The organism is Membranihabitans maritimus (assembly GCF_021729145.1).
Classification (GTDB): Bacteria; Bacteroidota; Bacteroidia; order Chitinophagales; family Saprospiraceae; genus Membranihabitans; species Membranihabitans maritimus.
In genome coordinates this window covers 35117-56463 of record NZ_JAJSLW010000022.1, presented here as the reverse complement: position 1 = coordinate 56463, position 21347 = coordinate 35117, and the positions used below count along the sequence as shown (strand labels likewise).

Annotated in this window: 14 protein-coding genes and 1 tRNA gene; 12 read left to right on the top strand and 3 right to left on the bottom strand. The window is 38.8% G+C overall.

From position 1 onward, the window contains the following. Positions 1-11 precede the first annotated feature (11 nt). From LVD47_RS20130 to LVD47_RS20105, 6 genes are all read left to right on the top strand, one after another. Entirely contained in the window at positions 12-1310 is a 1299-nt protein-coding gene (locus tag LVD47_RS20130; protein WP_236980070.1) for a bifunctional folylpolyglutamate synthase/dihydrofolate synthase, read from the top strand. 3 nt (positions 1311-1313) lie between these two features. Further along, positions 1314-2552 (top strand): aminotransferase class I/II-fold pyridoxal phosphate-dependent enzyme, encoded by a 1239-nt coding sequence (locus LVD47_RS20125; protein ID WP_236980067.1) that lies wholly within the window; start codon positions 1314-1316, stop codon positions 2550-2552. Between the two features lie 121 nt (positions 2553-2673). After that, positions 2674-4737, top strand: a complete 2064-nt coding sequence (locus LVD47_RS20120; protein WP_236980065.1) for a T9SS type A sorting domain-containing protein — start codon at positions 2674-2676, stop codon at positions 4735-4737. A gap of 295 nt (positions 4738-5032) precedes the next feature. After that, entirely contained in the window at positions 5033-5614 is a 582-nt protein-coding gene (gene pyrR, locus LVD47_RS20115) for a bifunctional pyr operon transcriptional regulator/uracil phosphoribosyltransferase PyrR (RefSeq protein WP_236980063.1), read from the top strand. Continuing rightward, positions 5607-6563, top strand: a complete 957-nt coding sequence (locus tag LVD47_RS20110) for an aspartate carbamoyltransferase catalytic subunit (RefSeq protein WP_236980061.1) — start codon at positions 5607-5609, stop codon at positions 6561-6563. Before pyrR ends, LVD47_RS20110 begins: the two co-directional genes overlap by 8 nt. 140 nt (positions 6564-6703) lie before the next feature. Beyond that, positions 6704-7270 (top strand): hypothetical protein, encoded by a 567-nt coding sequence (locus LVD47_RS20105; protein ID WP_236980059.1) that lies wholly within the window; start codon positions 6704-6706, stop codon positions 7268-7270. Between the two features lie 83 nt (positions 7271-7353). Here LVD47_RS20105 and LVD47_RS20100 read toward each other — a convergent pair. The 3 genes from LVD47_RS20100 to LVD47_RS20090 form a co-directional block, all read right to left on the bottom strand. Next, positions 7354-7427, bottom strand: a tRNA-His gene (locus LVD47_RS20100). Between the two features lie 86 nt (positions 7428-7513). Beyond that, positions 7514-8350, bottom strand: a complete 837-nt coding sequence (locus LVD47_RS20095) for a hypothetical protein (protein ID WP_236980056.1) — start codon at positions 8348-8350, stop codon at positions 7514-7516. 98 nt (positions 8351-8448) lie between these two features. Continuing rightward, the gene (locus LVD47_RS20090; RefSeq protein WP_236980054.1) at positions 8449-10380 is read right to left on the bottom strand and encodes a M1 family metallopeptidase; all 1932 of its coding nucleotides are present in this window, start codon (positions 10378-10380) and stop codon (positions 8449-8451) included. 120 nt (positions 10381-10500) lie between these two features. Between LVD47_RS20090 and LVD47_RS20085 the strand changes: the two genes are divergently transcribed. From LVD47_RS20085 to LVD47_RS20060, 6 genes are all read left to right on the top strand, one after another. After that, positions 10501-11703: a S8 family serine peptidase gene (locus LVD47_RS20085; RefSeq protein WP_236980052.1), complete on the top strand. Its 1203-nt coding sequence runs from the start codon at positions 10501-10503 to the stop codon at positions 11701-11703. Between the two features lie 460 nt (positions 11704-12163). Next, entirely contained in the window at positions 12164-12511 is a 348-nt protein-coding gene (locus tag LVD47_RS20080; RefSeq protein ID WP_236980049.1) for a hypothetical protein, read from the top strand. Positions 12512-12740: 229 nt separating this feature from the next. Then, on the top strand, positions 12741-17153 hold the full coding sequence (locus LVD47_RS20075) for a CusA/CzcA family heavy metal efflux RND transporter (protein ID WP_236980047.1): 4413 nt from the start codon (positions 12741-12743) through the stop codon (positions 17151-17153). A 29-nt stretch (positions 17154-17182) separates the two neighbouring features. After that, positions 17183-18424: an efflux RND transporter periplasmic adaptor subunit gene (locus LVD47_RS20070; RefSeq protein WP_236980045.1), complete on the top strand. Its 1242-nt coding sequence runs from the start codon at positions 17183-17185 to the stop codon at positions 18422-18424. Between the two features lie 36 nt (positions 18425-18460). Next, positions 18461-18802, top strand: a complete 342-nt coding sequence (locus tag LVD47_RS20065; protein ID WP_236980043.1) for a P-II family nitrogen regulator — start codon at positions 18461-18463, stop codon at positions 18800-18802. 39 nt (positions 18803-18841) lie between these two features. Further along, complete coding sequence (locus tag LVD47_RS20060) at positions 18842-21346, top strand: heavy metal translocating P-type ATPase (RefSeq protein WP_236980041.1); 2505 nt, start codon at positions 18842-18844, stop codon at positions 21344-21346. The last annotated feature ends 1 nt before the right edge of the window (position 21347 follow it).

Sequence of the window (21347 nt, the reverse complement as noted above, 5' to 3'; positions counted from 1 at the left end):
AACACAATTGGATGGTAAATGGCATTATGGATTATGCTTCGGCTGAAGCGTTTATCTTAAATGCTCTTCCCATGTTTCAGAGACTTGGTGGAGCAGCTTTAAAAAAAGTAGATCTTTCCAAAACCATAGGTCTTTTGCAATATTTGGATAATCCACATCTCCAATTCAAAAGTATACATATTGCCGGGACCAATGGCAAAGGCTCTGTAGCACATATGCTTTCAGCTGTTTTCCAGGCGCACGGATTAAAGGTCGGATTATTTACAAGCCCTCACCTAAAGGATTATAGGGAAAGAATCAAAATTAATGGGAAGTATATTGATAAACAATTTGTTCTCCATTGGATTCAAAAGCATTATAACTATTTACAGGAAAATAGGCTCTCTTTTTTCGAAATGAGTACTGGTTTGGCATTTGACTACTATTCACATTCCAGGTGTAATATAGCCATTATAGAAACGGGACTGGGGGGAAGGTTAGACTCCACGAATGTTATCCAGCCTTTATTGTCTATCATTACAAATATCGGTTTTGACCATACTCAATTCTTAGGAACGACATTAGAACAAATAGCCGGGGAAAAAGCAGGAATTATTAAACCCAAAACACCTGTCCTTTTGGGAAATGTAGACCGCGACCTGATTTCTGTATTTGAAACTAAAGCTAATAAAGAATCGGCAAAACTGTATTTAAGTGAAGAACATTTGATCCGGTTTGAATGGTTGGAAAACTTTAAAAGGAAATATACTGTACACATTCCAGGTTGGGATATAGATACTCTTTCCATTGACAATCCTGCCCCTTATCAGGATTTTAATTTGAATACCACCCTTCATGCACTTCTTATTTTAAAAAATCATGTTAACTTTAGTATTCAACCTCATATTGTAAAAAATGGCTTAGAGCAATTTTCCTTTTTGTCAAAATTCAGAGGAAGATTTGAAATTTTGAATCAATCACCTTTGATTGTGGCTGATGCTACGCATAATACCGCTGGAATAGCGTACTTAAAAGGTTATTTTGATAAAAAAAACATACATTTGCACATTGTTTTGGGGATGGTAAGTGACAAAGATCACGAAAGTTTTTTAAAATTACTTCCACATTCGGCAAAGTATTATTTTTGTAGTCCGAATGTTCCCAGGGGCTTGGAGGCGGAAAAATTGAAAGTATTGGCTAATAAAGAGGGGTTAAAGGGGGAGGTTTGGCCAGATGTGAATAAAGTATTGAATCACTTGAAATTAACAGGTACTGAAAAGGATATAGTTTTAGTTTTTGGTAGTATTTTTTTAATAGCTGAAATTTTATAGTTTATGGATATTTTTAAAAGAGTAGTTGAGAATCCGGGACCACTCGGAAAGTTTGCAGAATACGGCGAAGGCTATTTTATTTTTCCTGAGTTGGAAGGAGACATTGGACCCAGGATGAAATTCAAAGGGAAAGAAGTCGTGGTGTGGAGTGTAAATAACTATTTGGGATTAGCGAACCACCCTGAAGTACGAAAAGCAGATGCAGAATCGGTTGCTAATTATGGATTAGCCTATCCAATGGGCTCCAGATTAATGTCAGGTCAAACATCAAAACATGCTCAATTGGAGAAAGAACTGGCTGAATTTGTGGGAAAAGAAGATGCTTTTTTGGTTAATTTTGGCTATCAATCTATGGTTTCCGCCATTGATGCACTTGTCACAAGGAGAGATGTTATTATTTATGATGATGGTTCTCATGCTTGTATTGTTGACGGCGTTCGATTACATGTAGGTAAAAGATTTACTTTTTTACATAATGATGTTGATAATCTGGTCAAACAATTAGAAAGAGCTACGGCTATTACTGAAAAAACGGGTGGTGGTATTCTTGTCATTACGGAAGGAGTTTTTGGTATGCAGGGAGAGCAAGGTGCCGTAAAAGAAATTGTCAAACTGAAGGACAGGTATGATTTTAGAATTTTGGTCGATGATGCTCATGGATTTGGTGTACTTGGTAAAAGAGGTGCAGGCGTTGGTGAAGAGCAGGGAGTGACGGATGAAATTGATTTATACTTCTCTACTTTTGCCAAATCTATGGCAGGTATCGGAGCTTTCTTTGCTGCGGATAAAGAAATTATTGATTATCTAAAATACAATGCCAGGTCTCAGGTTTTTGCGAAATCCTTACCTATGGGATTTGTTGAAGGTGGACTGAAAAGACTGGACTTAATTCGAAATCATCCTGAGCTAAAAGAGAACTTGTGGAAAGTTGTCGATATGTTGCAAAAAGGATTGCGTGAGCGCGGATATAATATAGGTAATACAGAAAGTTGTGTAACCCCTGTATTTATGAAAGGTGAACCATTGGAAGCCTGCGAAATGGTGAGGGATTTGCGTGAAGCTCATGGAATATTTTGTTCGGTAGTTGTATATCCTGTAGTTCCAAAGGATGTTATTCTTATAAGATTAATACCTACGGCCGTACATACCGAAAAGGAAGTTATAGAAACGTTGGAGGCATTTGATGCCGTCAAAGAGAAATTAGATCGGGGTGTTTATAAAGAACAAGTTCCAACAGAGTAATATAACTTACTGATTTTTATAAAAGAATATATTGGGGTTATAATTATTTAATTTTAGAGATGAATTAACGTACATCTTAGGGATTTTATTGTTATTTTCATAGCAATAAAATCCCTTACCCATGAATTATAGAACTTTACATTCTATTTTTTTATTTATTTGTTTATTTTTAATATGTGTGGATGTTGGTGCCGCGGAGCCTGCCTGGGGACCGAAATATATTAAATTGTCAGATGTGACCATTAGCTGTGATGCTTATGAAAAGTATTACAAAGATATCGTAGAAAATGCTGCTAAAAACAATTCCAGTGATTGGAATTCTTATTCCTTCAAAAAATTAGACGAGGCTTTCGGAACATATAAGACAGGTTGGATAAAATCCAATACCTGGATTATGGGTGAGCATGGTCAGAAGCTTCCTACACATAAAAGTGTAGCGAACATTAAATGCAAAACCGTTACTAAAAAGGTAAAAGTTTACGATACAACATATAATTATGTAACATGGGATTGGGTCAAAAAAACCTATGTGGAACAATATAAGACGTACGAAGAAATAAGAAACGGGTATATCGATGACTGTAAAATTAAAGTATATCAGGATATATGGCCGGATTTGGGAAAATGTGGTACCGGAACAATTGTAAGAAGATTCAAAATTGGTCTTTGGTGTGGAAATAGGGAATATAAACTCGAATTGAAACAAAATATTCATGTTGTACCCGGATGCAAACTTTCAAAAGGAATGATAGATGTTCCGGATGTTTATACGGTTTGTCAGTCTGTGGGATATACTGGTGCCCGTAAGGTTGATTTGCCTGACCATGTTCCTACAGCAAAACTTCGCTACCCCATTGAAACTTGCTCTAAAATCAGCAAAGGGTATTCAGACAAGATTTACAAACTTATACAGGAAGATAATACATGGGTCGTTATTCGAACCTGGACTTTTTCGGATTGGTGCTCCGGCACATCAATCTCTGCGGATCAAAAAATAATGATTATTGATACGTGCGGTGTAAAGGAAGATCCAAAGGAGGATCCAAAAGAACCTGATCCGGATGACTCTCTTGATTTCAGGGAATTGAGTCCCCTAAATGATTTACAAATCTCATATAGTGCCTATGCTGATAAATACAAAGATATTGTAGAATTAGCATTGGAAAAATATCAAGGTGGAGATGTTGAATTATCGGAAAACCTTCTGAATTCAATTTTTGGATCATACAGCGTTAAAAATGAATCCTCTGATGTCGATAGTACTGAAATATTCAGTGAAAATTGTACAAATAATACGCCGACAGATACTTCATATTTTATACGCGACGGGATAATTCAATCGGATTGCCCTGATAGTCTGGATATCAGACAAGAGTTGGTATCAGAATATACGAATTGTGGGATAACAGGTTTACGCAGGGATTTTATTATAGAATCAAAATGTCGTGATTCCCTGATAATAGACACTTTATCCCAACATATATTCTTTATTTCATCTTGTCCTCTTTCAAGTGCTTCATTTTTAGTTCCAGCTGATACAGTAATTTGTGGTGTTCTTCAAAAGGATTCCTTGGAAAGGATTATCTTACCGGTTAATGACCAACCTACATATGTAGGTAGTGAGCCTCGCTCATTTGATTCTGATTATAAGTTTACGGTTTCTTATTCAAGCGATGAACCGTATAAAACCAATGTGAAAAGAATCTGGACGTTTATAGATACCTGTAGGGGGGAGGAGACCATGTTTTCCCAGGAATTGATATTGGTTGATACTTGTTCCGTAGAACTCAGAAAAGAGGAAAGAAAAGTGTCTAAAAGTATGAATCCCGGATATGCACATTTAAGTGGAGTTGTAGATAATAATACCATTCACAATACTACAGGTTTAGATTCACGCGATGATTATGAAGGGGGGTTCAACAGAGAAAATAGATCTAAGGTTTATCCTAATCCATTTAAAGGAAATCTGAATGTAAATATAAATAGTGAAGGTACCGGTAAAGCTGATATCAGGATTTTTGACATTGCCGGTAAAGCCATATATCAATCAGAAATTCAAACATCAGCCGGCAGTAACCTTATAGACATTTCCGGTGGCGAAATTTTTAAAAACCCGGGAATGTATTTTGTTCGCGTGAGTTCTAAGGATTTTACTGAAAATTTTAAGGTTATATACCAACCTTAATTTGCAGAAAAAATTTGACTCTGTGTAAGGCAAACATGGAAAATGGACTATGAAGAGGGGAAGTTTATTGTAATTAGGGCTGATTTTTTGATAAGCTACCTACAATTGATGTTAAAATCCATTAATTATATAAGCAATTTAGTTCATTTTCCTTCATTCAGGGAAGTTGAAACATGTCCTAATGTCTTGTTTTACAAATGAATTAATTTTTCTTTACCTATGTTTCATTGATTAAATAAAAACATTTAAAATATTCTTACTAAAAGTATAGCGTGCCATTATTATATTTGTTGCTATGAAACACGGCCGAGAAATAATGGATCCGGTACGATTTGACCTTACACTTCAAAGGTTGACTGAGCAGATCATTGAAAATTACAGTCAATTTGAAGAGTTATGTCTTATAGGGATTCAGCCGCGTGGAACTATTCTTCTGAGACACATAGTGGAACGTATCGAAAAGAGGGAGGCATCCAACCCATCTACAATTTTTAAGACCAAAATACTTCAAGGTCATCTGGATATTACCTTTTACCGGGATGATTTCAGAAGAAGAGAGAAAATACTCACGCCTTCTAGTAATAAAATGGATTTTATAATTGAAAATCGCCAGGTTCTTCTTGTTGATGATGTTCTATACACCGGGCGAACTATTCAGGCGGCGTTGAATGCACTGCAGCATTATGGCCGGCCATCTACTATAAAATTGTTGGCACTTATAGATCGTCAATTTAATCGGCATTTACCAATTCAATGTGATTATAAAGGAATGGAAGTTGATTCTGTAGATAATGCATATGTGCGTGTATACTGGGGAGTGGGCGATGCCCAAAACCGTGTAGTTTTATATGATTCAAAAGAGCAGGAAGATGAATAAATCTTATCTGAGCCAGCCCCATTTGCTAGGCATAAAGTATATTACTAAGGAAGATATTGAATTAATCCTGAGTACCGCAGATAATTTTAAGGAAGTAATTAACCGTCCAATTAAAAAAGTCCCCACCTTAAGGGATGTCACAATAGCCAATTTATTTTTTGAAAATTCTACCAGGACAAGAATATCTTTTGAACTTGCTGAAAAGAGACTCTCTGCGGACGTATTGAATTTTTCATCAAGTACTTCAAGTGTGAAAAAGGGAGAATCTTTGTTGGATACTGTGAATAATATATTGTCAATGAAAGTGGACATGGTTGTCATTCGGCATTCTGCTCCCGGCACTCCCACTTTTCTATCAAACCATATAGATGCCAATATAATTAATGCCGGAGACGGGACCCATGAACATCCTACACAGGCCTTATTGGATGCTTTTTCTATTAGGGAGAAAGTCAATAGTTTCAATGGATTGAATGTATGTATTTTTGGGGATATTATTCATAGCAGGGTAGCATTGAGTAATATTTTTTGTCTTCAGAAATTAGGGGCTAATGTTGCTGTTTGTGGACCCCCAACATTGATTCCTAGGTTTTTACCCAAGCTTGGGGTGAAAATCTTTTACAAGGTAAAAGAAGCTTTAAATTGGTGCGATGTAGCCAATGTTCTGCGGATACAATTAGAAAGACAGGATATTAAATATATACCTTCTTTAAGGGAGTATTCTCTATATTATGGTATCAATCAGGAAATATTGGATAGTCTGGACAAAGAAATTATTATCATGCATCCGGGGCCTATAAACAGAGGAGTAGAAATTGATAGTGATGTAGCGGATTCGCATCAATCTATCATTTTACAGCAAGTGGAAAACGGGGTAGCTGTTCGTATGGCTGTATTGTTCTTGCTTGCAGGTAATAGCGGTTCTCCTGGTATTTCAAATTTTAATTAAAGGTTACTTCGCTGGAAGGGTGTAACCGGTATTGGTTTTTGGACCCTTAATTGGTTGTATAATACGCAGCTAAAAAATTATTATTTCTAACCTACGAATACCAAAATCGGTAAAAACTCGTCTTATTCAAAAGATTTTGGATGAGTTTAAGATTTTGTATCCCATCTATTTGTATTATTTTCTTTACTGTAAACTTACTTAAAGCCCAATCTTACCAGTGGGCGGCAGGTATCAAGCTCAGTAAGAATATGGGCATAAGTGCTGTTTATAGCCCTGAAGTTCCGTATTCAATTGAAGCGGTGATCTCCAAAAATTTTTGGACCAATGAAAGCGGACTTAGTATCATAGGAAGATACCATCGGAAAATAATAACCAAAAGTATCAATATTTTTGGAGGCGGGGGCCTCCACCATGGATTTTACAATGATGAAAGAGCCTCTTTTACAGGTGTATTAGTAAATGGGGGAATGGAGATTTCACTCGGAAAAACAAATGTTGCTTTTAATTTGTCTCCGGTATTAGCGTTTGGGAGAGAGGATGTAAAGTTTCGGGTCGGTTCAGATCTAAGTGTGAGATATATTTTAAAAAAACAGCCTAAAAAGAAGGGAGAGTTTTGGGAAAAAATAGGGTTTAAAAAGAAAAATAAAAGTAAAAAAAATAATGCACAGGGAGATTTTTGGGATTTCAACTGGTTGAAAAAGAAGTAATACTAACCATCTGAAATTATCAGGAATAAGTCAGTAAAAGAAAGCCCCGATAATTCTAATGAAATCGAGGCTATTCCCGTAAGGGTGACTGATGGGATTTGAACCCACGACCCCCGGAACCACAATCCGGTGCTCTAACCAACTGAGCTACAATCACCGTAAAAATTCGGATTGCAAATATATAACGCTATGGTTTTATCTGCTAATTTTTTTTAAAATATTTAAAAAAGTTTTTTGAATAGGTTAGTTTATCTGAGCAGCAGGATCTCTTTTTAACTCAATTTCTCTAAGTTCGGAAGATATTGGTGTTCCCACTGGCATTCCATTCATATCAACCAGTTGAATTCCTATCGAATTGGTACCAAAAGGTAAACCTTCCACGAAATATGGTTTCCATTCATATAAATAATACTGCTCACCATTAATTTGCAATTTTATCTTGGCATCTTCCCCTATTTTTATATTGACCGGATAAAAGTCAATTAGGATCTTTTTTGCCTCTTCTCCTACATAGGTGCCTTTTGGTCTGCTATAAAACAGGGAAGGATCGGGAATGTTCCAGTCGTGTGTAATATTTCCATCTTCTACCTCTATTAATCGGGCGACGTGAGCTTTAGGATTTTTAATACTTTCGTGATATGACTTACCTAAAAATACAAGCATATGGTGCTGACCATTGGAAATCTTGTATTCAAATGAAGGTTCGTATTGGGCGGAGTATGGTTTTTTATCTAATATAACGTGCATATGTTGTCCCTTGTCCGAATTCGCACACATTAGTGATTCAGCGTCAGAGGTCTGTTGTTTTAATTCATAAGTGCTTCCGGAAATATCAAATGAAAATTTTCCATTTTCATATTCCCACCCATCAATTGACGCATCATCAAACTCTTCAGTGGTTTCTCCTTCATATAAATTATATTTAGGTTTACCGCTGCCTAGATATTCAATGGCACCTTCGTGGTGACTATTGTTTGAACTTGATCCTGAAGAATTATTCTGTCCGCTATTACCATTATCGTTACAAGCGAAAAATATTACCGTAATGGCTGCTAAAAACACTGACTTTAAGAATTTCATACGATGTTTATTTTATTCGCAAATTTGAAAAAAAAATATCATTCTTTTAAGGATTAGTTATAAACAAAAAGGCAAAACCAACTTATATGTTCAGTAAATTAGTGACTTTTAATAAATTTTTTGATTATAAACTCCTTATTATTAAGTTGTAATTGCAAAAAATAGATACCATTATTCAAATTAGTTACAGGTATTTGATATGATTCCGTTTGATGAATTTTTTGCGAAGTGATTTGTTTCCCCAGAGAATTAAAAATTATGAATTGCGTAATGAGTTGATTTTCTACAGATACATTTAAAATATCCGAAGAGGGGTTGGGAAATACGTTTATGTTGTTTTGAGCATCATCTTCAGATGAAGATAATATATCTATAGTGTTATCATTGGACACGATCCATTTTTCCGGGTCAAAAGCTATACTATTTACATTAGATGGATAGTCTATTGAGAATAATTGATTATTATGAGTATGATCAAGAATAATTGTAGTGTCGGAAGATTGCCCGTATAATTTTATAGGTACAGGCATCTCAAAGAATTGTACAGAAGGGTGTGATGTGGATTGGGATAAATTAATGTTGATACGATTTCCATTTTGATTCCATTTAATATGATAGGAAGGGTACCCCTGCCCTTCGTACCAATCTTTAAAAAATTCCGTAAGGTCCATTCCGGAAGTATTCTCCAAATGATATTTCAAATCTTCAGTTTTACTATATGAATATTGGAGTTTGGGATCCATTAGGTAATTATTGACTCCTTTATAAAATGTTGAGTCCCCCAATTTCCAGCGCAACATATGCAGCAGCATCGCGCCCTTATCATAGCTCAGCCTGGAACTAAATATTCTATTTACCGAAGTAGTATCTTCTACTTTGACCGAACCTCCATTTTGGAATGTGATATTATCAATATTGGCGGTCAGGAAATTTTCCCATGTGCCATTTTTTACGATATGCTCATACGTTAGCCCGGTTAAGTACGTCGCAAAACCTTCATTAAGCCAAATATCTTCCCAACTGCCACAGGTAATATAATCTCCAAACCAGTGATGCGCTAATTCGTGTGCCATCAAGCCGTAATTGAAATTAACCATAAAACTTATCGTCTGGTGTTCCATCCCTCCACCAAATCCAAATTGCGCATGGCCATACTTTTCTTTTATAAATGGGTATCCTATAAAAAGTGAATCAAAAAGTTTCAACATCGGTGAAAGATCCCGTTCCAGTATCCTGACGTTGTTTTCAAAATTTTGGGGATACAGGTAATTCATAATTGGCAGATCTCCATTCTTCAAGGAAATAGTTTCTTCGTGAAGTTCGTAATTAGACACTGCAAAAGCTACCAGGTATGTTGCTATCGGGTAACCATGGCGCCAGTGGAACACTTCGCTATTACTTTGTGGTATTTGGTAATGGTCTACCAGCAAACCATTGCTGACTGCCTGAAAACCGTTGGGAACTTCAATTAAAAAATCCAACGAATCAATTTTATCATTTAAATTTTGCCAGCAAGGCCACCAGTCTAAGGCGCCATATGGTTCGGAAAGAGTCCAGATTATGGGCCCTGTTCCATGTTCTTCTTGTTTAAATGAACCGAAACCATTTTCAGGAGGAATACCTGAGTAACTAATCCAGATTGAGGAAGTATCTGACAGGGATGGGGTAAAATTCATGGTGAATGTATTGTCCTCATTCTGTGTGAAATTTAGTGGTTGCCCTTTGGATGAAGTAATACCATCGATAACTAGTTCACTATTTAGATCGAGATTTAGTTTGTTGAGAGACTCATCTAATATTTTGAAAGTTGTTTTTACACGTCCTGAAATATACCTGTTATTGGGATTGATTTTGATTTCAATCCTTTGATGGGTTATATCAATGGGGGATGCAGAAGACCTGATTTTTAATTTTGGATGAAAATGTTTTTTCTCAGAGAGGGCTATTTGGGATGCAGAAAAATCTATCGTTTGGGTAAAGGCAGTAAAGCAAGGTGAAAGGAGTAGAACAATTATTGCAGTCCGAATCATGAAACTTAATTTTGGTTGGCTTTATATTAATTTTTTAACTGGTAAAATTGTTTAGATCTTTAGTTATAAGAATTCTTAAAAAAATCTTAACTTACCAGAATAATTCCAAAACACCCTGTTATGATAAAGATTGTATACGCTTTTGTCCTGGTCCTGTTTTTATTTTCGTGTGAAGTCAGGGAGGGAGTAGAAGTTGGAGATAATGAGTTACATTCATTATATGAATATATCAATACATTGGATGAAGGCAGTATTATCCCGGGACATTATATTGTTTCATTTAGTGATGAGTTAAAACGTGAAATTCGTTCGATAGAAAATGGGAATGAAAGACTGTCTAAAGTGCAGGAAATATCAGAAGACCTTTTAAGTAATGCCAGCAGGGCACAAAGCTCTTCGGCCAATTATTACTATTCGAATGCATTTATTGGTTTTGCAGGTCCGATTAGTAAACGTACCATCGAAGAATTACAAAGTGATGAGAGGGTTGGAACAATAGAAAAAGATGCAGTTATGGGATTGGGTGGAAGTTTTACGGCTTCCGGCAGGACTTTTAGAGGTGAACGACGGTCATATGGAGTAACCCGGGTCAACGGTGGTGTAAAATATCAGGGAGAAAAGAAGATTTTTGTAATTGACACTGGTGTGGATGAAGACCACGAGGACTTAAATGTTGATAAAGTGAATTCGTATTCGGTATTTAAATGGGGTTTTGATAGGAATATAGATGACAGGCATGGGCATGGGAGTCATGTTGCAGGAATTATTGGAGCGAAAGACAATTCTCAAGGTGTAGTAGGTGTTGCTGCTGGTGCCCCAATTATTGCTGTGAAAGTTTTGGATAGAAAAGGAAATGGTTCTATTTCGGGTGTATTGGAAGGATTTGACTATGTTCAGGAAATCGGAAAAGAAGGTGATATTGTCAACATAAGCTTTGGAGGACACCGTTCCAGAGCTTTGGATGAAGGAGTTGAAGAGGTAGCAGATAATGGCCTGATAGTAGTAGTAGCTGCAGGAAACGAAGAAACTAATGTAAGCAACCGGTCTCCGTCTGGTGTAGATCATGATAATGTACTTATTATATCATCCATGGACGATAGAGATAGGTGGTCACATTTTTCAAATTATGGGAAGGGAGTGGATTATTGCGCTCCGGGGGAGGAGATACTGTCGTGCTACAGAGATGGTGATTATGAGGTAATGTCAGGTACGTCAATGGCAGCACCCCATGTAGCCGGAATATTGTTATTAGGGGAAATTAAGACGGATGGAGCGGTAAAAAGAGATCCTGATCGTTATGATGACCCTATCGCTATCCATTGATTTTAATAGAATAAGAATATTGATTTAGTTATTAAATGAGCTGTCTCTTGCATTGATTTATTTAGAGGCAGCTTTTTTATGTTTATGAAGATATACCCGAGGTGTTTTGGTTTGACCGCCTATACGAACCGTGCTTGTGTGTTTTCACCCCCGTCCTGGCTCACGCCAGCGTAGGATAGGCGTTTGCACCACTATCCTGGCTGGACACCATCGCAAGCACATAATTCAAGCAGTGTGGCAGGTGAACACCAGCCTCGACTAAAGAAGGGAAAAGCGAGCTAAAAGCGGTCAAACTATAACGTCAGCAGTATATAACACACATGGACGGCGAATTGGACAAAGAACTAGCGTTTTGGCAATATTTATTCCCGGTTAATAAAAAATTAAAATCACTGTTTACAGGGGTAAAGTCCTAATTTAATTTACCTTTGTAATTAGTAAAAATGATAAAGTTGTATTGGTGAGATTATTACTTCAAATCTTTTGTATTTACTTTTTGTTTTTGACAGGAGTTCCTTGTCAGGACAAAGTTTTTAACAGTTGCGAAAGTGATTTTGCCATAGTCCACTTGGATAAAGAGTTGGAAAATAATACCGAAACTTTTAGTCAGACAAATACAGAACATCATGGTGAAGAAGGGATATGTTCCCCTATGTGTAGCTGTGCATGTTGTAAAATTCAGTTGAAGATAGGCGATGCCGTATTAGAATTTAAAGAATTTACGCCTTTCAATGAACGTATAAATCCGTTTTTGACAGGAAATATCAAAGATGCGGTTCTTCCTGTGTTCCAACCTCCCAAAGTTTAGTTTTCGATTTTGTTGTAATAATTGACAAGTTTTATTTCATCTATAGAAATTGTCAGAGAAAAACATTATTTGAAAACTATATATTTTCACTACAAATTTAATTATTGGCTCTAATGCCAAATTGATTTTAACTCCCACAGCGCTTATTAGGTAAATAAGAACTGCCATTTAATAAGCTGATCTATGTGCGCAACAGGAGTGAAAATATATTTCAAAACGGATATTAATAATGATAGATACAATCATTGCGTTCTCGATAAAGAATAAATTTATTGTGGGCCTTTTGACCATAGCCCTCATCGGTATGGGGATTTACTCCATGTCCACGGTCAATCTGGGATCGGTACCAGATATTACGAACAATCAGGTTCAGGTAATGACCGTTTCACCTAACCTCGCCACGGAGGATATCGAGCAGTTTGTTACCTACCCGGTAGAGTTGGCCATGGGGAACTTGCCGGGTGTAGATGAAATTCGCTCCATTTCACGATTTGGCTTGTCGGTAGTGACCATTGTTTTTGAAGACGATATGGGTACCTATCTACCCCGGCAACTGGTGCAGGAGAAGTTGAATGAACTAAAAGAAACCATACCTGAGAAATTCGGCAGTCCCACAATGGGCCCAATCTCTACAGGACTGGGGCAGATATATGAATACACCATCCGGCCACAGGAGGGGTATGATTCGCTGTATTCTCCTATGGAATTGCGTACTTTGCAGGACTGGCTTATAAAAAGGCAATTGACGCTACTCGATGGTGTGGTTGAAGTCAATTCTTTCGGAGGGTATATTAAGCAATATGAAGTAGCTATAAATCCGGAGAAATTAAATGCCATGGATGTGAGCATCTCCCAGGTGTATGAAGCGCTTGCCCGAAATAACGTGAACACCGGTGGTGCTTACATCGAAAAGAACCGGATGTCCAACTTCATCAGGGGGGAGGGACTGATCCGGTCTTTGGATGACATTCGGAAGATTGTCATAAAAACGGAAAACGGTATTCCAGTCACTATCGGAGATGTAGCTAGCAAAATCCATTTTGGACACCAGGTGCGCTACGGTGCTTTTACCCAGGACGGGGAAGAAGCCGTGGGTGGTATTATAATGATGTTGAAGGGGTCCAATCCCAATGCGGTAATTCAGAATGTGAAAGAACGCATGGAGGAAGTAGAAAAATCGCTCCCGGAGGGGCTTGCGATCAACCCGGTAATTGACCGAAGCGAATTGATTCACCGCACCACCGAGACCGTGAAAACCAATCTCTTGGAGGGAGCTCTGATCGTGATTTTTGTTCTGGTTTTGTTGCTTGGAAGCTTGCGCGGTGGGATCATTACTGCAACTACGATCCCCCTTTCTTTGCTATTTGCTTTTATTATGATGAAGCAATTCAATGTGTGGGCCAATTTAATGAGCCTGGGCGCTATTGACTTCGGGATCATTATTGATGGGGCTGTAATCATCATTGAGGGTACGGTGCATGAAATTCAAAAGCGGATTCGCTCGGGTAAGTTAAACTTTAATCGGGGCGTAATGGATGAAGTGGCATACAACGCGGGAAGCACAATGATGGGGTCGGCATTTTTCGGACAGATTATAATCCTTATCGTTTTTGCCCCTATACTATTCCTTACTGGGGTAGAGGGTAAAATGTTCCAACCCATGGCCTATACCTTTGGATTTGCTATGATCGGTGCAATAATTTTATGTCTGACCTATGTGCCGATGATGTCAGCCTTGATGATGAAGCCGATTCGAAATAAAAAGAATTGGTTTGGGAAATTTGAGCGAAGTCTGGAAAAAATAAGTAATAAAATTATCAGTGCCCTGCAGTACATATACCTGCCTTTACTGAGAGGTGCTTTGCGGTTTAAAGCACTTGTCATTATTGTAGCAATTGTGTTGTTGGGGATTGCAGGCTATACATTTTCCCGTATGGGCGGTGAGTTTATTCCTCAACTCGACGAGGGGGATATAGCCATGCAAGCACTAATTCGTCCTGGAAGTTCCCTGAGTGAATCAAAAGATGTGTCAGTGAAAATCGAAAACCTGTTACTCAAAAATTTTCCGGAGATCAAGACAGTAACTGCCCGGATTGGGGTGGCAGATATTCCTACTGATCCCATGCCTATGGATATAGCTGATATGTATCTAATTCTGGAAAAGGACAAAAGTAAATGGGTGTCAGCCGAGTCAAAAGACGAGCTAATAGAGGAGATTAAGGATGTATTAAGCACTAATCTCACTGGGGTCAATTTAGTCTTTACCCAACCGGTAGAGCTGCGTTTTAATGAATTACTGGAAGGTGTGAGAGAAGATGTAGCCGTAAAACTGTACGGTGAAGATTTGGACATACTTTCCGAAAAGGCCGGGGAAATGGCAAAAATTATAGAGAGCGTGCCGGGGGCTGCTGATGTAAACCCGGAAAGGACTTCAGGGCTCCCTCAAATGACCGTTCGCTACAACCGCGATAAGGTGGCTCAATACGGCCTTGATATTCAAAAATTGAATGAGTATGTGAGTTCTGCCTTTGCAGGTGGAGTTGCCGGGGTGATCTTTGAAGGGGAGAAACGTTTTGACCTGGTTATTCGGTTTGATGAAGAGCATAGAAAGAGTATTGAGGATTTGCGGAATCTGTATATTGACCTGCCCGATGGTACGCAAGTTCCGATTAAAGAGGTTGCGGACATTAGTTATGTTCCTGGCCCTATGCAGATCTCCCGCGATAATACCTACAGGCGTACCTATGTAGGTGTCAACGTGAGAGGCCGGGATGTAGAATCCTTGGTGAAGGATATTCAGGAAAAACTGGAAGCTAACCTGGACTTACCGGCTGGTTATTATATAACGTACGGAGGTGCATTTGAAAACCTGGAAAGGGCCAAAAGTAGGTTGACTATCGTAGTTCCAATTGCCTTATTTTTGATCTTTGTCCTGCTTTTCTTTGCCCTTAAATCCTTTTCACAATCCATTATGATCTATATGGCCATTCCATTGGCGGCAATTGGTGGTGTTTTTGCTTTATGGTTGCGAGGAATGCCCTTTAGTATTTCAGCAGGAGTTGGTTTTATTGTCCTGTTTGGCGTGGCTGTACTTAATGGATTGGTATTAATCAATCGTTTTAATTCACTAAAAGATGAAGGAGTTACTGATATCAGAGATCGAATATTCTCAGGCACTAAGGAACGTATACGTCCTATTATGCTCACAGCTACAACGGATATTTGTGGATTCCTTCCTATGGCCTTTTCAAATTCTGCCGGAGCTGAAGTACAACGTCCTTTAGCCACCGTAGTGATAGGAGGTATGCTCACAGCTACGTTTTTGACCCTTGTAATCCTACCTCTATTGTATGAATTCCTGGAGAAGAAAAAAAGAAAGAACATGAAAAGAACACCAAATAAGTTTAATAACAATACCCTGTCGATGATCTTTTTTATAGCGGTAATATCGATTGGAGGAACAAATATTCTTAAGGCTCAGACCTCAATCGACAGTTTGCATTCTATTTCATTAGATCAGGCCCAACATCGCGCTTATGAAAATTATCCAAAGCTGCGATCTGCTGCATTGAATATTGAAAAAGAGAAAGCTCTTGAAGGTACAGCTTTGGATTTGGGAAGTAGTCGCATTTTTACAGGTGCAGAGGAGTTTGGAAATGGGTTTAACGGTGTTTATACCCAAGTCGGATTCCAACAGCAACAAATAGACGTTTTTGGTACGAAGCCCAGAAGGGAATTGATCAAAGAAAAGATAGTTCTTGCAAAAAAGGCGTATAACTGGACTGTCCTGGAACTTGAAAGGGAAGTTGGCAAAACCTGGGCGAAAGTATATGCCAATAAAAAGGTATTGGAAGTTTACGGACACCTCGATTCCATTTTTAGCGATATTGAAAGGGCCTCGAAGGTGAGGTTTGAGACAGAAGCTACCTCGAAATTGGAATATCTATCTACCTCCAATCAGGCGAAGGAAGTGAAAATTAGGAAAGAACAAGCCTATAGGGATTATTTGGAGTCTATCCAACGATTTAACCTGTGGTTTTCTAATCCGGACACCTTGTTTACCGTTGGGAATGTAGATATTGACAGTCTGGACCATAATATTAAACTTCTTGTAAGTCAAGTTAATAAACATCCGGCATTCGAATTTTATAAACAAAAGATTGAAGTTGCCAATGCCAATATAGACGAAAGGAAAACAGAATATTTTCCAAAACTCCAATTGCAATATGCTCGTCAGAAAGTGCAGGGGGTTTCCGGATTTAATCAATTTCAAATTGGCGTCCAGGTTCCTATTTTTTACGGCCCTGAAAAAGCACGGGTTCAGGAATCACAAATCTTGAAGGATATTGCTGAAAATGATTTGAGACAGGCTCGTGTAGAATTAAATGCCGAATATAAATCAATCAGGGAGGAATACTTCAAATGGTCTGGTTCATGGAAATATTATCAGGAAGAGGCCTTACCATTGGCGAAAGAACAACGAAATGGTGCGATAGTAGCTTATAGGGAAGGAGCCATCGACTATGTTACCTTTCTTCAAAATGTGAGGGATGCCATTCAAATGGAAGTCAATGCGTGGACCGCTTTCGAGGAATATCTAACCAGTTATTATCAGTTAGAATACTTTTTAATTAGTTTATAAATTAATCGTAGAAAATAAAATTGATTGTAATGAAAAATAATATCATAAATATAATTGCTCTTTTTTTAGTTATTTCCGCATTTTTAGCCTGTTCAGATACTATGCCAGAAGAATCGCGCCATGAAGCGGGAGAAAACCATGGAAAAGATGAACATGCAGGCCACGATAACGAGGAAGGTAATCATGGAAATGAATCCGGTATGGGAGAAGTACATTTATCCGAATTAAAATTTAACAGCCTCGGAATAAAATTGGATACGCTGCCTGATCGCGTATTTTCAGGCCTGGTATCTGCCAATGGTCAATTGGAAGTCCCTCCGCAGCACGAAGCTACGGTGACAGCCATCTTAGGTGCGAATGTAACTGATATCGAAGTCATTGAAGGTGATAAGGTTTCTAAAGGAGAGGTTTTGGCATATGTTTCGCATCCGAATTTCACACAAATGCAGACGGAATATTTAAAATCATCCAGTCGACTTCAGTATCTGGAAAAAGAATTGAAGAGGCAAAAAAGGCTGTATGAAGAACAAGTAGGTTCGGGTAAAATATATGAGGAAACCACCGCTGAATACAATATGGTAAAGGGCGAGGTCAGTGGTTATGGAGCCCAATTAAAACAAATAAACCTAAACGTTGACAAAATCAAAAACGGGGAAATTTATCAATTTATTCCCGTGATCAGTCCTATTAACGGATATATTGAAAAGGTGAAAGTTCAAGTTGGTCAATATACAGAACCGCAGACTGAGATGTTTAGCATAGTAAATACAGATCATATCCATGCGGATTTAATGGTTTTTGAAAAAGATGTGCACAAAGTAAAAAAAGGACAGGATCTCTTTTTTTCGGTGGAATCCGCACCGGGAAAAAGACTAAAGGCTACTATTTATTCGGTGGGTAAACAATTTGAACAAAATCCCAAGGCGGTTCATGTACATGCGGAAATAAAAGATAAAGAAGGTTTTTTGATACCGGGAATGTATATAAATGGAGAAATTCAAACAGAAAATACTAAAGTAAAGGCTTTACCTGAAGAAGCCATTATCGAAGAAGGAGGAGCCTCATATATTTTTACAGCATCATCACATGAGGAAAACGGCGAAATGGAATGGGAATTTAAGCCCGTGGAAATACGAAAGGGTAATACCTACATGGGGTGGGTGGAAATCAGATTGCTGGAAACATTGAAAAAGGGGACTTTGGTGGCCTGGAACAACGCTTACTACCTGATTTCTGAGATGAAGAAGGGCGAAACTGGACATGAGCATTGACACTTTAAATAAAAATTAAAACCAAAAATTAACCAAATGAAAGAGATAAAAGCATTTATTAAACCGAAAAAAGTACAAATAATTGTAGAGGCTTTGCGAGATGTAGGGTTTAAAAGTGTGACCTTGTCCAAAGGAGAAGGTACGGGAACTCATAAGAACAAAGATGCTTCACCCTCATTAGATTTTTATTTTACGGACAGCCCGGTTGTTAAACTCGAATTGGTATGTCAGAATGAAGAAATGGATAAAGCGGTGCAGTTGATTTGCGGTAAGGCGCAAACATCTGAACCCGGTGATGGTATTATTTACGTTTCGGAAATAGAGGATGCCTTCCGGATCAAGACCGGAAAGTCCATCAAAAGGGGTAGGAAGTGGTGAATAAACTGTAATTTCTTAATTACTCAGTCAATGATAAATATGAAGAAACTGCAAATCAAAATACCCCTTCTCCTACCGGAAATACCGGACGAAAGGGATCAATGCGTGCAAAAGCTGATGGAATTTCTTCGGTACAAAGAAGGGATTGAAGAAGTGCATATAGTCGAAGAAAAGGAAAATAGTGTGCCTCAACTTTGCTTTCACTATGATCCTGAAATAATCTCTATTGACCGCATTCAATCTCTGACGGGGCAAACCGGGGCTGAGATTACCCAAAAAATTGGGCATAAACTGGTAGAAGTGGATGGGATCCGGCATACCCGCCATGCCCGCCATATTGAGCGTGATCTTAGGGATATGGATGGAATTATGGAAGCCTCCGTATCTGCATCCGGCATGGTGCGGGTGGAGTTTGAAAAAACCAAAGTGGATGAAACGGACATTGTAAAAGTGCTTAGAAAAGAAGGCCTTGGTATATTGGACGCACGTGTCAGTGCTGAACGCTTTTTACAGCGAGCTGGAAGAACTAAAGATGCTGAAGAAAATGCAACCATGGACAAAAAGGAACATGACCATGAGGAAGGGGAAAGTCACGATCACTCCCACGGTGGTATTTTCGGGAAAAATACGGAGTTGATCTTTTCTATTATTTGTGGGGTATTATTGGGAATTGGTTTTGGCCTGTCCTTCATTGAGTCAGTTTCCTCTTGGATTAGTTTGTCCCTTTACGTAGGGGCATGCTTCTTTGGTGGTTATTTTACGGCTAAGGAGGCCATTCAAACCGTAGCAAAAGGAGGCTTTGAGATTGATTTCCTCATGCTGGTTGCAGCCATTGGAGCAGCTATCTTAGGTGAATGGGCGGAAGGTGCCTTGCTGCTCTTCCTTTTTAGCATGGGCCATGCTCTGGAGCATTACGCCATGAACAAGGCCCGTAAATCCATCGCTGCATTGGCTGATCTCGCCCCGAAAACCGCCCTGCTCAAAAAAAACGGTAAAATAAAAGAAGTTAACATTGAGGAATTGAATATCGGTGACATCATTGTAGTAAGACCAAATAGCAAAATTTCCGCAGATGGTGTAGTGGTTGATGGGGAAAGTAGTGTAAACCAGGCACCCATTACAGGAGAAAGTGTGTCGGTAGATAAAGAGCCGATTGAAAACCCTGCAAAAGACTGGTCGCAGGAAGAGGATGTCAAAGATGAGAACCGTGTGTTTTCCGGGACGATTAACGGCAACAATACGCTAGAGATCAAAGTAATTAAAGAAGCAAAAGATTCCACGCTTTCACGCCTGGTCGAGCTGGTTAACGAAGCGCAAACCCAAAAATCACCCACGCAGCGCTTTACCGATAAGTTTGAACAATATTTTGTGCCGTCAGTATTGGCCTTGGTAGTGCTATTAAATTTTACTTTTCTGGTTATCGATGAAACGTTTAGCGAAAGTTTTTATAGGGCAATGGCCGTACTGGTTGCCGCCAGCCCTTGCGCATTGGCTATTTCCACTCCCAGTGCCGTACTGAGTGGAGTAGCTAGAGCAGCCAAAAGCGGGGTTCTTATCAAAGGGGGGCGTCCGTTGGAAGATTTGGGAGTACTGACTGCTTTGGCTTTTGATAAAACCGGAACACTAACAGAGGGTAAACCCAAGCTCACCCAAGTAATTACTTTGAGTAATGTAAGCGAAGAAGAACTGTTAAAAATAGCAGTAGCAGTAGAAAACCTAAGCGACCACCCTCTGGCAAAAGCGGTGGTGCGGGATGGAAAAGAACGATTGAATGGTGCACAAGTACCTGATGCAAAAAACCTGGAAGCGGTGCTTGGCAAGGGGATCAAGGCCTCATTGGGCAATAAAAAAGTATACATCGGTAATCTTGAATTGTTTGTATCCCTGGATGAGAAGAAGCCGGAAGAGGATACAAAAGAAAAGATAAAATCACTAGAATCCGATGGTAATACCACCATGTTAATCCGCCAAAATGATGAATACATCGGCATCATTGCCCTGATGGACACACCCAGGAAAGAAGCCAAAAATACTCTGGATAAGCTAAAAAAAATTGGCATCAAGCGTATGATCATGCTTACCGGAGACAACCAAAATGTCGCAAATAAAGTGGCCAGAGAGATTGGTATTACTGATGCCTGGGGTAGCTTGCTTCCAGAAGAAAAAGTAGAATCCATTAAAGAGCTAAAGGAAAAAGAATCCAAAGTCGCTATGGTGGGTGATGGCGTGAATGATGCTCCGGCTATGGCCAACAGCACGGTAGGCATTGCCATGGGTGCAGCGGGAAGTGACGTAGCCCTTGAAACGGCTGACATTGCCCTGATGGCCGATAAGTTGGAAACCTTACCCTTTGCTATCGGATTGAGCAGAAAGGCCAAAAGCATTATCAAGCAAAATCTGTGGGTTAGTTTGGGGATAGTAGTAATCCTGATTCCTTCTACCATTTTAGGATGGGCCAATATCGGTCTCGCTGTATTGATTCACGAAGGTTCAACCTTGGTGGTGGTGTTTAATGCATTGAGATTATTGGCTTATAAAAAGTGAT

Coding starts and splice junctions, on each gene's coding strand:
- LVD47_RS20130 (WP_236980070.1), top strand. CDS start 12: ATGGTAAATGGCATTATGGATTATGCTTCGGCTGAAGCGTTTATCTTA.
- LVD47_RS20125 (WP_236980067.1), top strand. CDS start 1,314: ATGGATATTTTTAAAAGAGTAGTTGAGAATCCGGGACCACTCGGAAAG.
- LVD47_RS20120 (WP_236980065.1), top strand. CDS start 2,674: ATGAATTATAGAACTTTACATTCTATTTTTTTATTTATTTGTTTATTT.
- pyrR (WP_236980063.1), top strand. CDS start 5,033: ATGAAACACGGCCGAGAAATAATGGATCCGGTACGATTTGACCTTACA.
- LVD47_RS20110 (WP_236980061.1), top strand. CDS start 5,607: ATGAATAAATCTTATCTGAGCCAGCCCCATTTGCTAGGCATAAAGTAT.
- LVD47_RS20105 (WP_236980059.1), top strand. CDS start 6,704: ATGAGTTTAAGATTTTGTATCCCATCTATTTGTATTATTTTCTTTACT.
- LVD47_RS20095 (WP_236980056.1), bottom strand. CDS start 8,350: ATGAAATTCTTAAAGTCAGTGTTTTTAGCAGCCATTACGGTAATATTT.
- LVD47_RS20090 (WP_236980054.1), bottom strand. CDS start 10,380: ATGATTCGGACTGCAATAATTGTTCTACTCCTTTCACCTTGCTTTACT.
- LVD47_RS20085 (WP_236980052.1), top strand. CDS start 10,501: ATGATAAAGATTGTATACGCTTTTGTCCTGGTCCTGTTTTTATTTTCG.
- LVD47_RS20075 (WP_236980047.1), top strand. CDS start 12,741: ATGATAGATACAATCATTGCGTTCTCGATAAAGAATAAATTTATTGTG.
- LVD47_RS20070 (WP_236980045.1), top strand. CDS start 17,183: ATGAAAAATAATATCATAAATATAATTGCTCTTTTTTTAGTTATTTCC.
- LVD47_RS20065 (WP_236980043.1), top strand. CDS start 18,461: ATGAAAGAGATAAAAGCATTTATTAAACCGAAAAAAGTACAAATAATT.
- LVD47_RS20060 (WP_236980041.1), top strand. CDS start 18,842: ATGAAGAAACTGCAAATCAAAATACCCCTTCTCCTACCGGAAATACCG.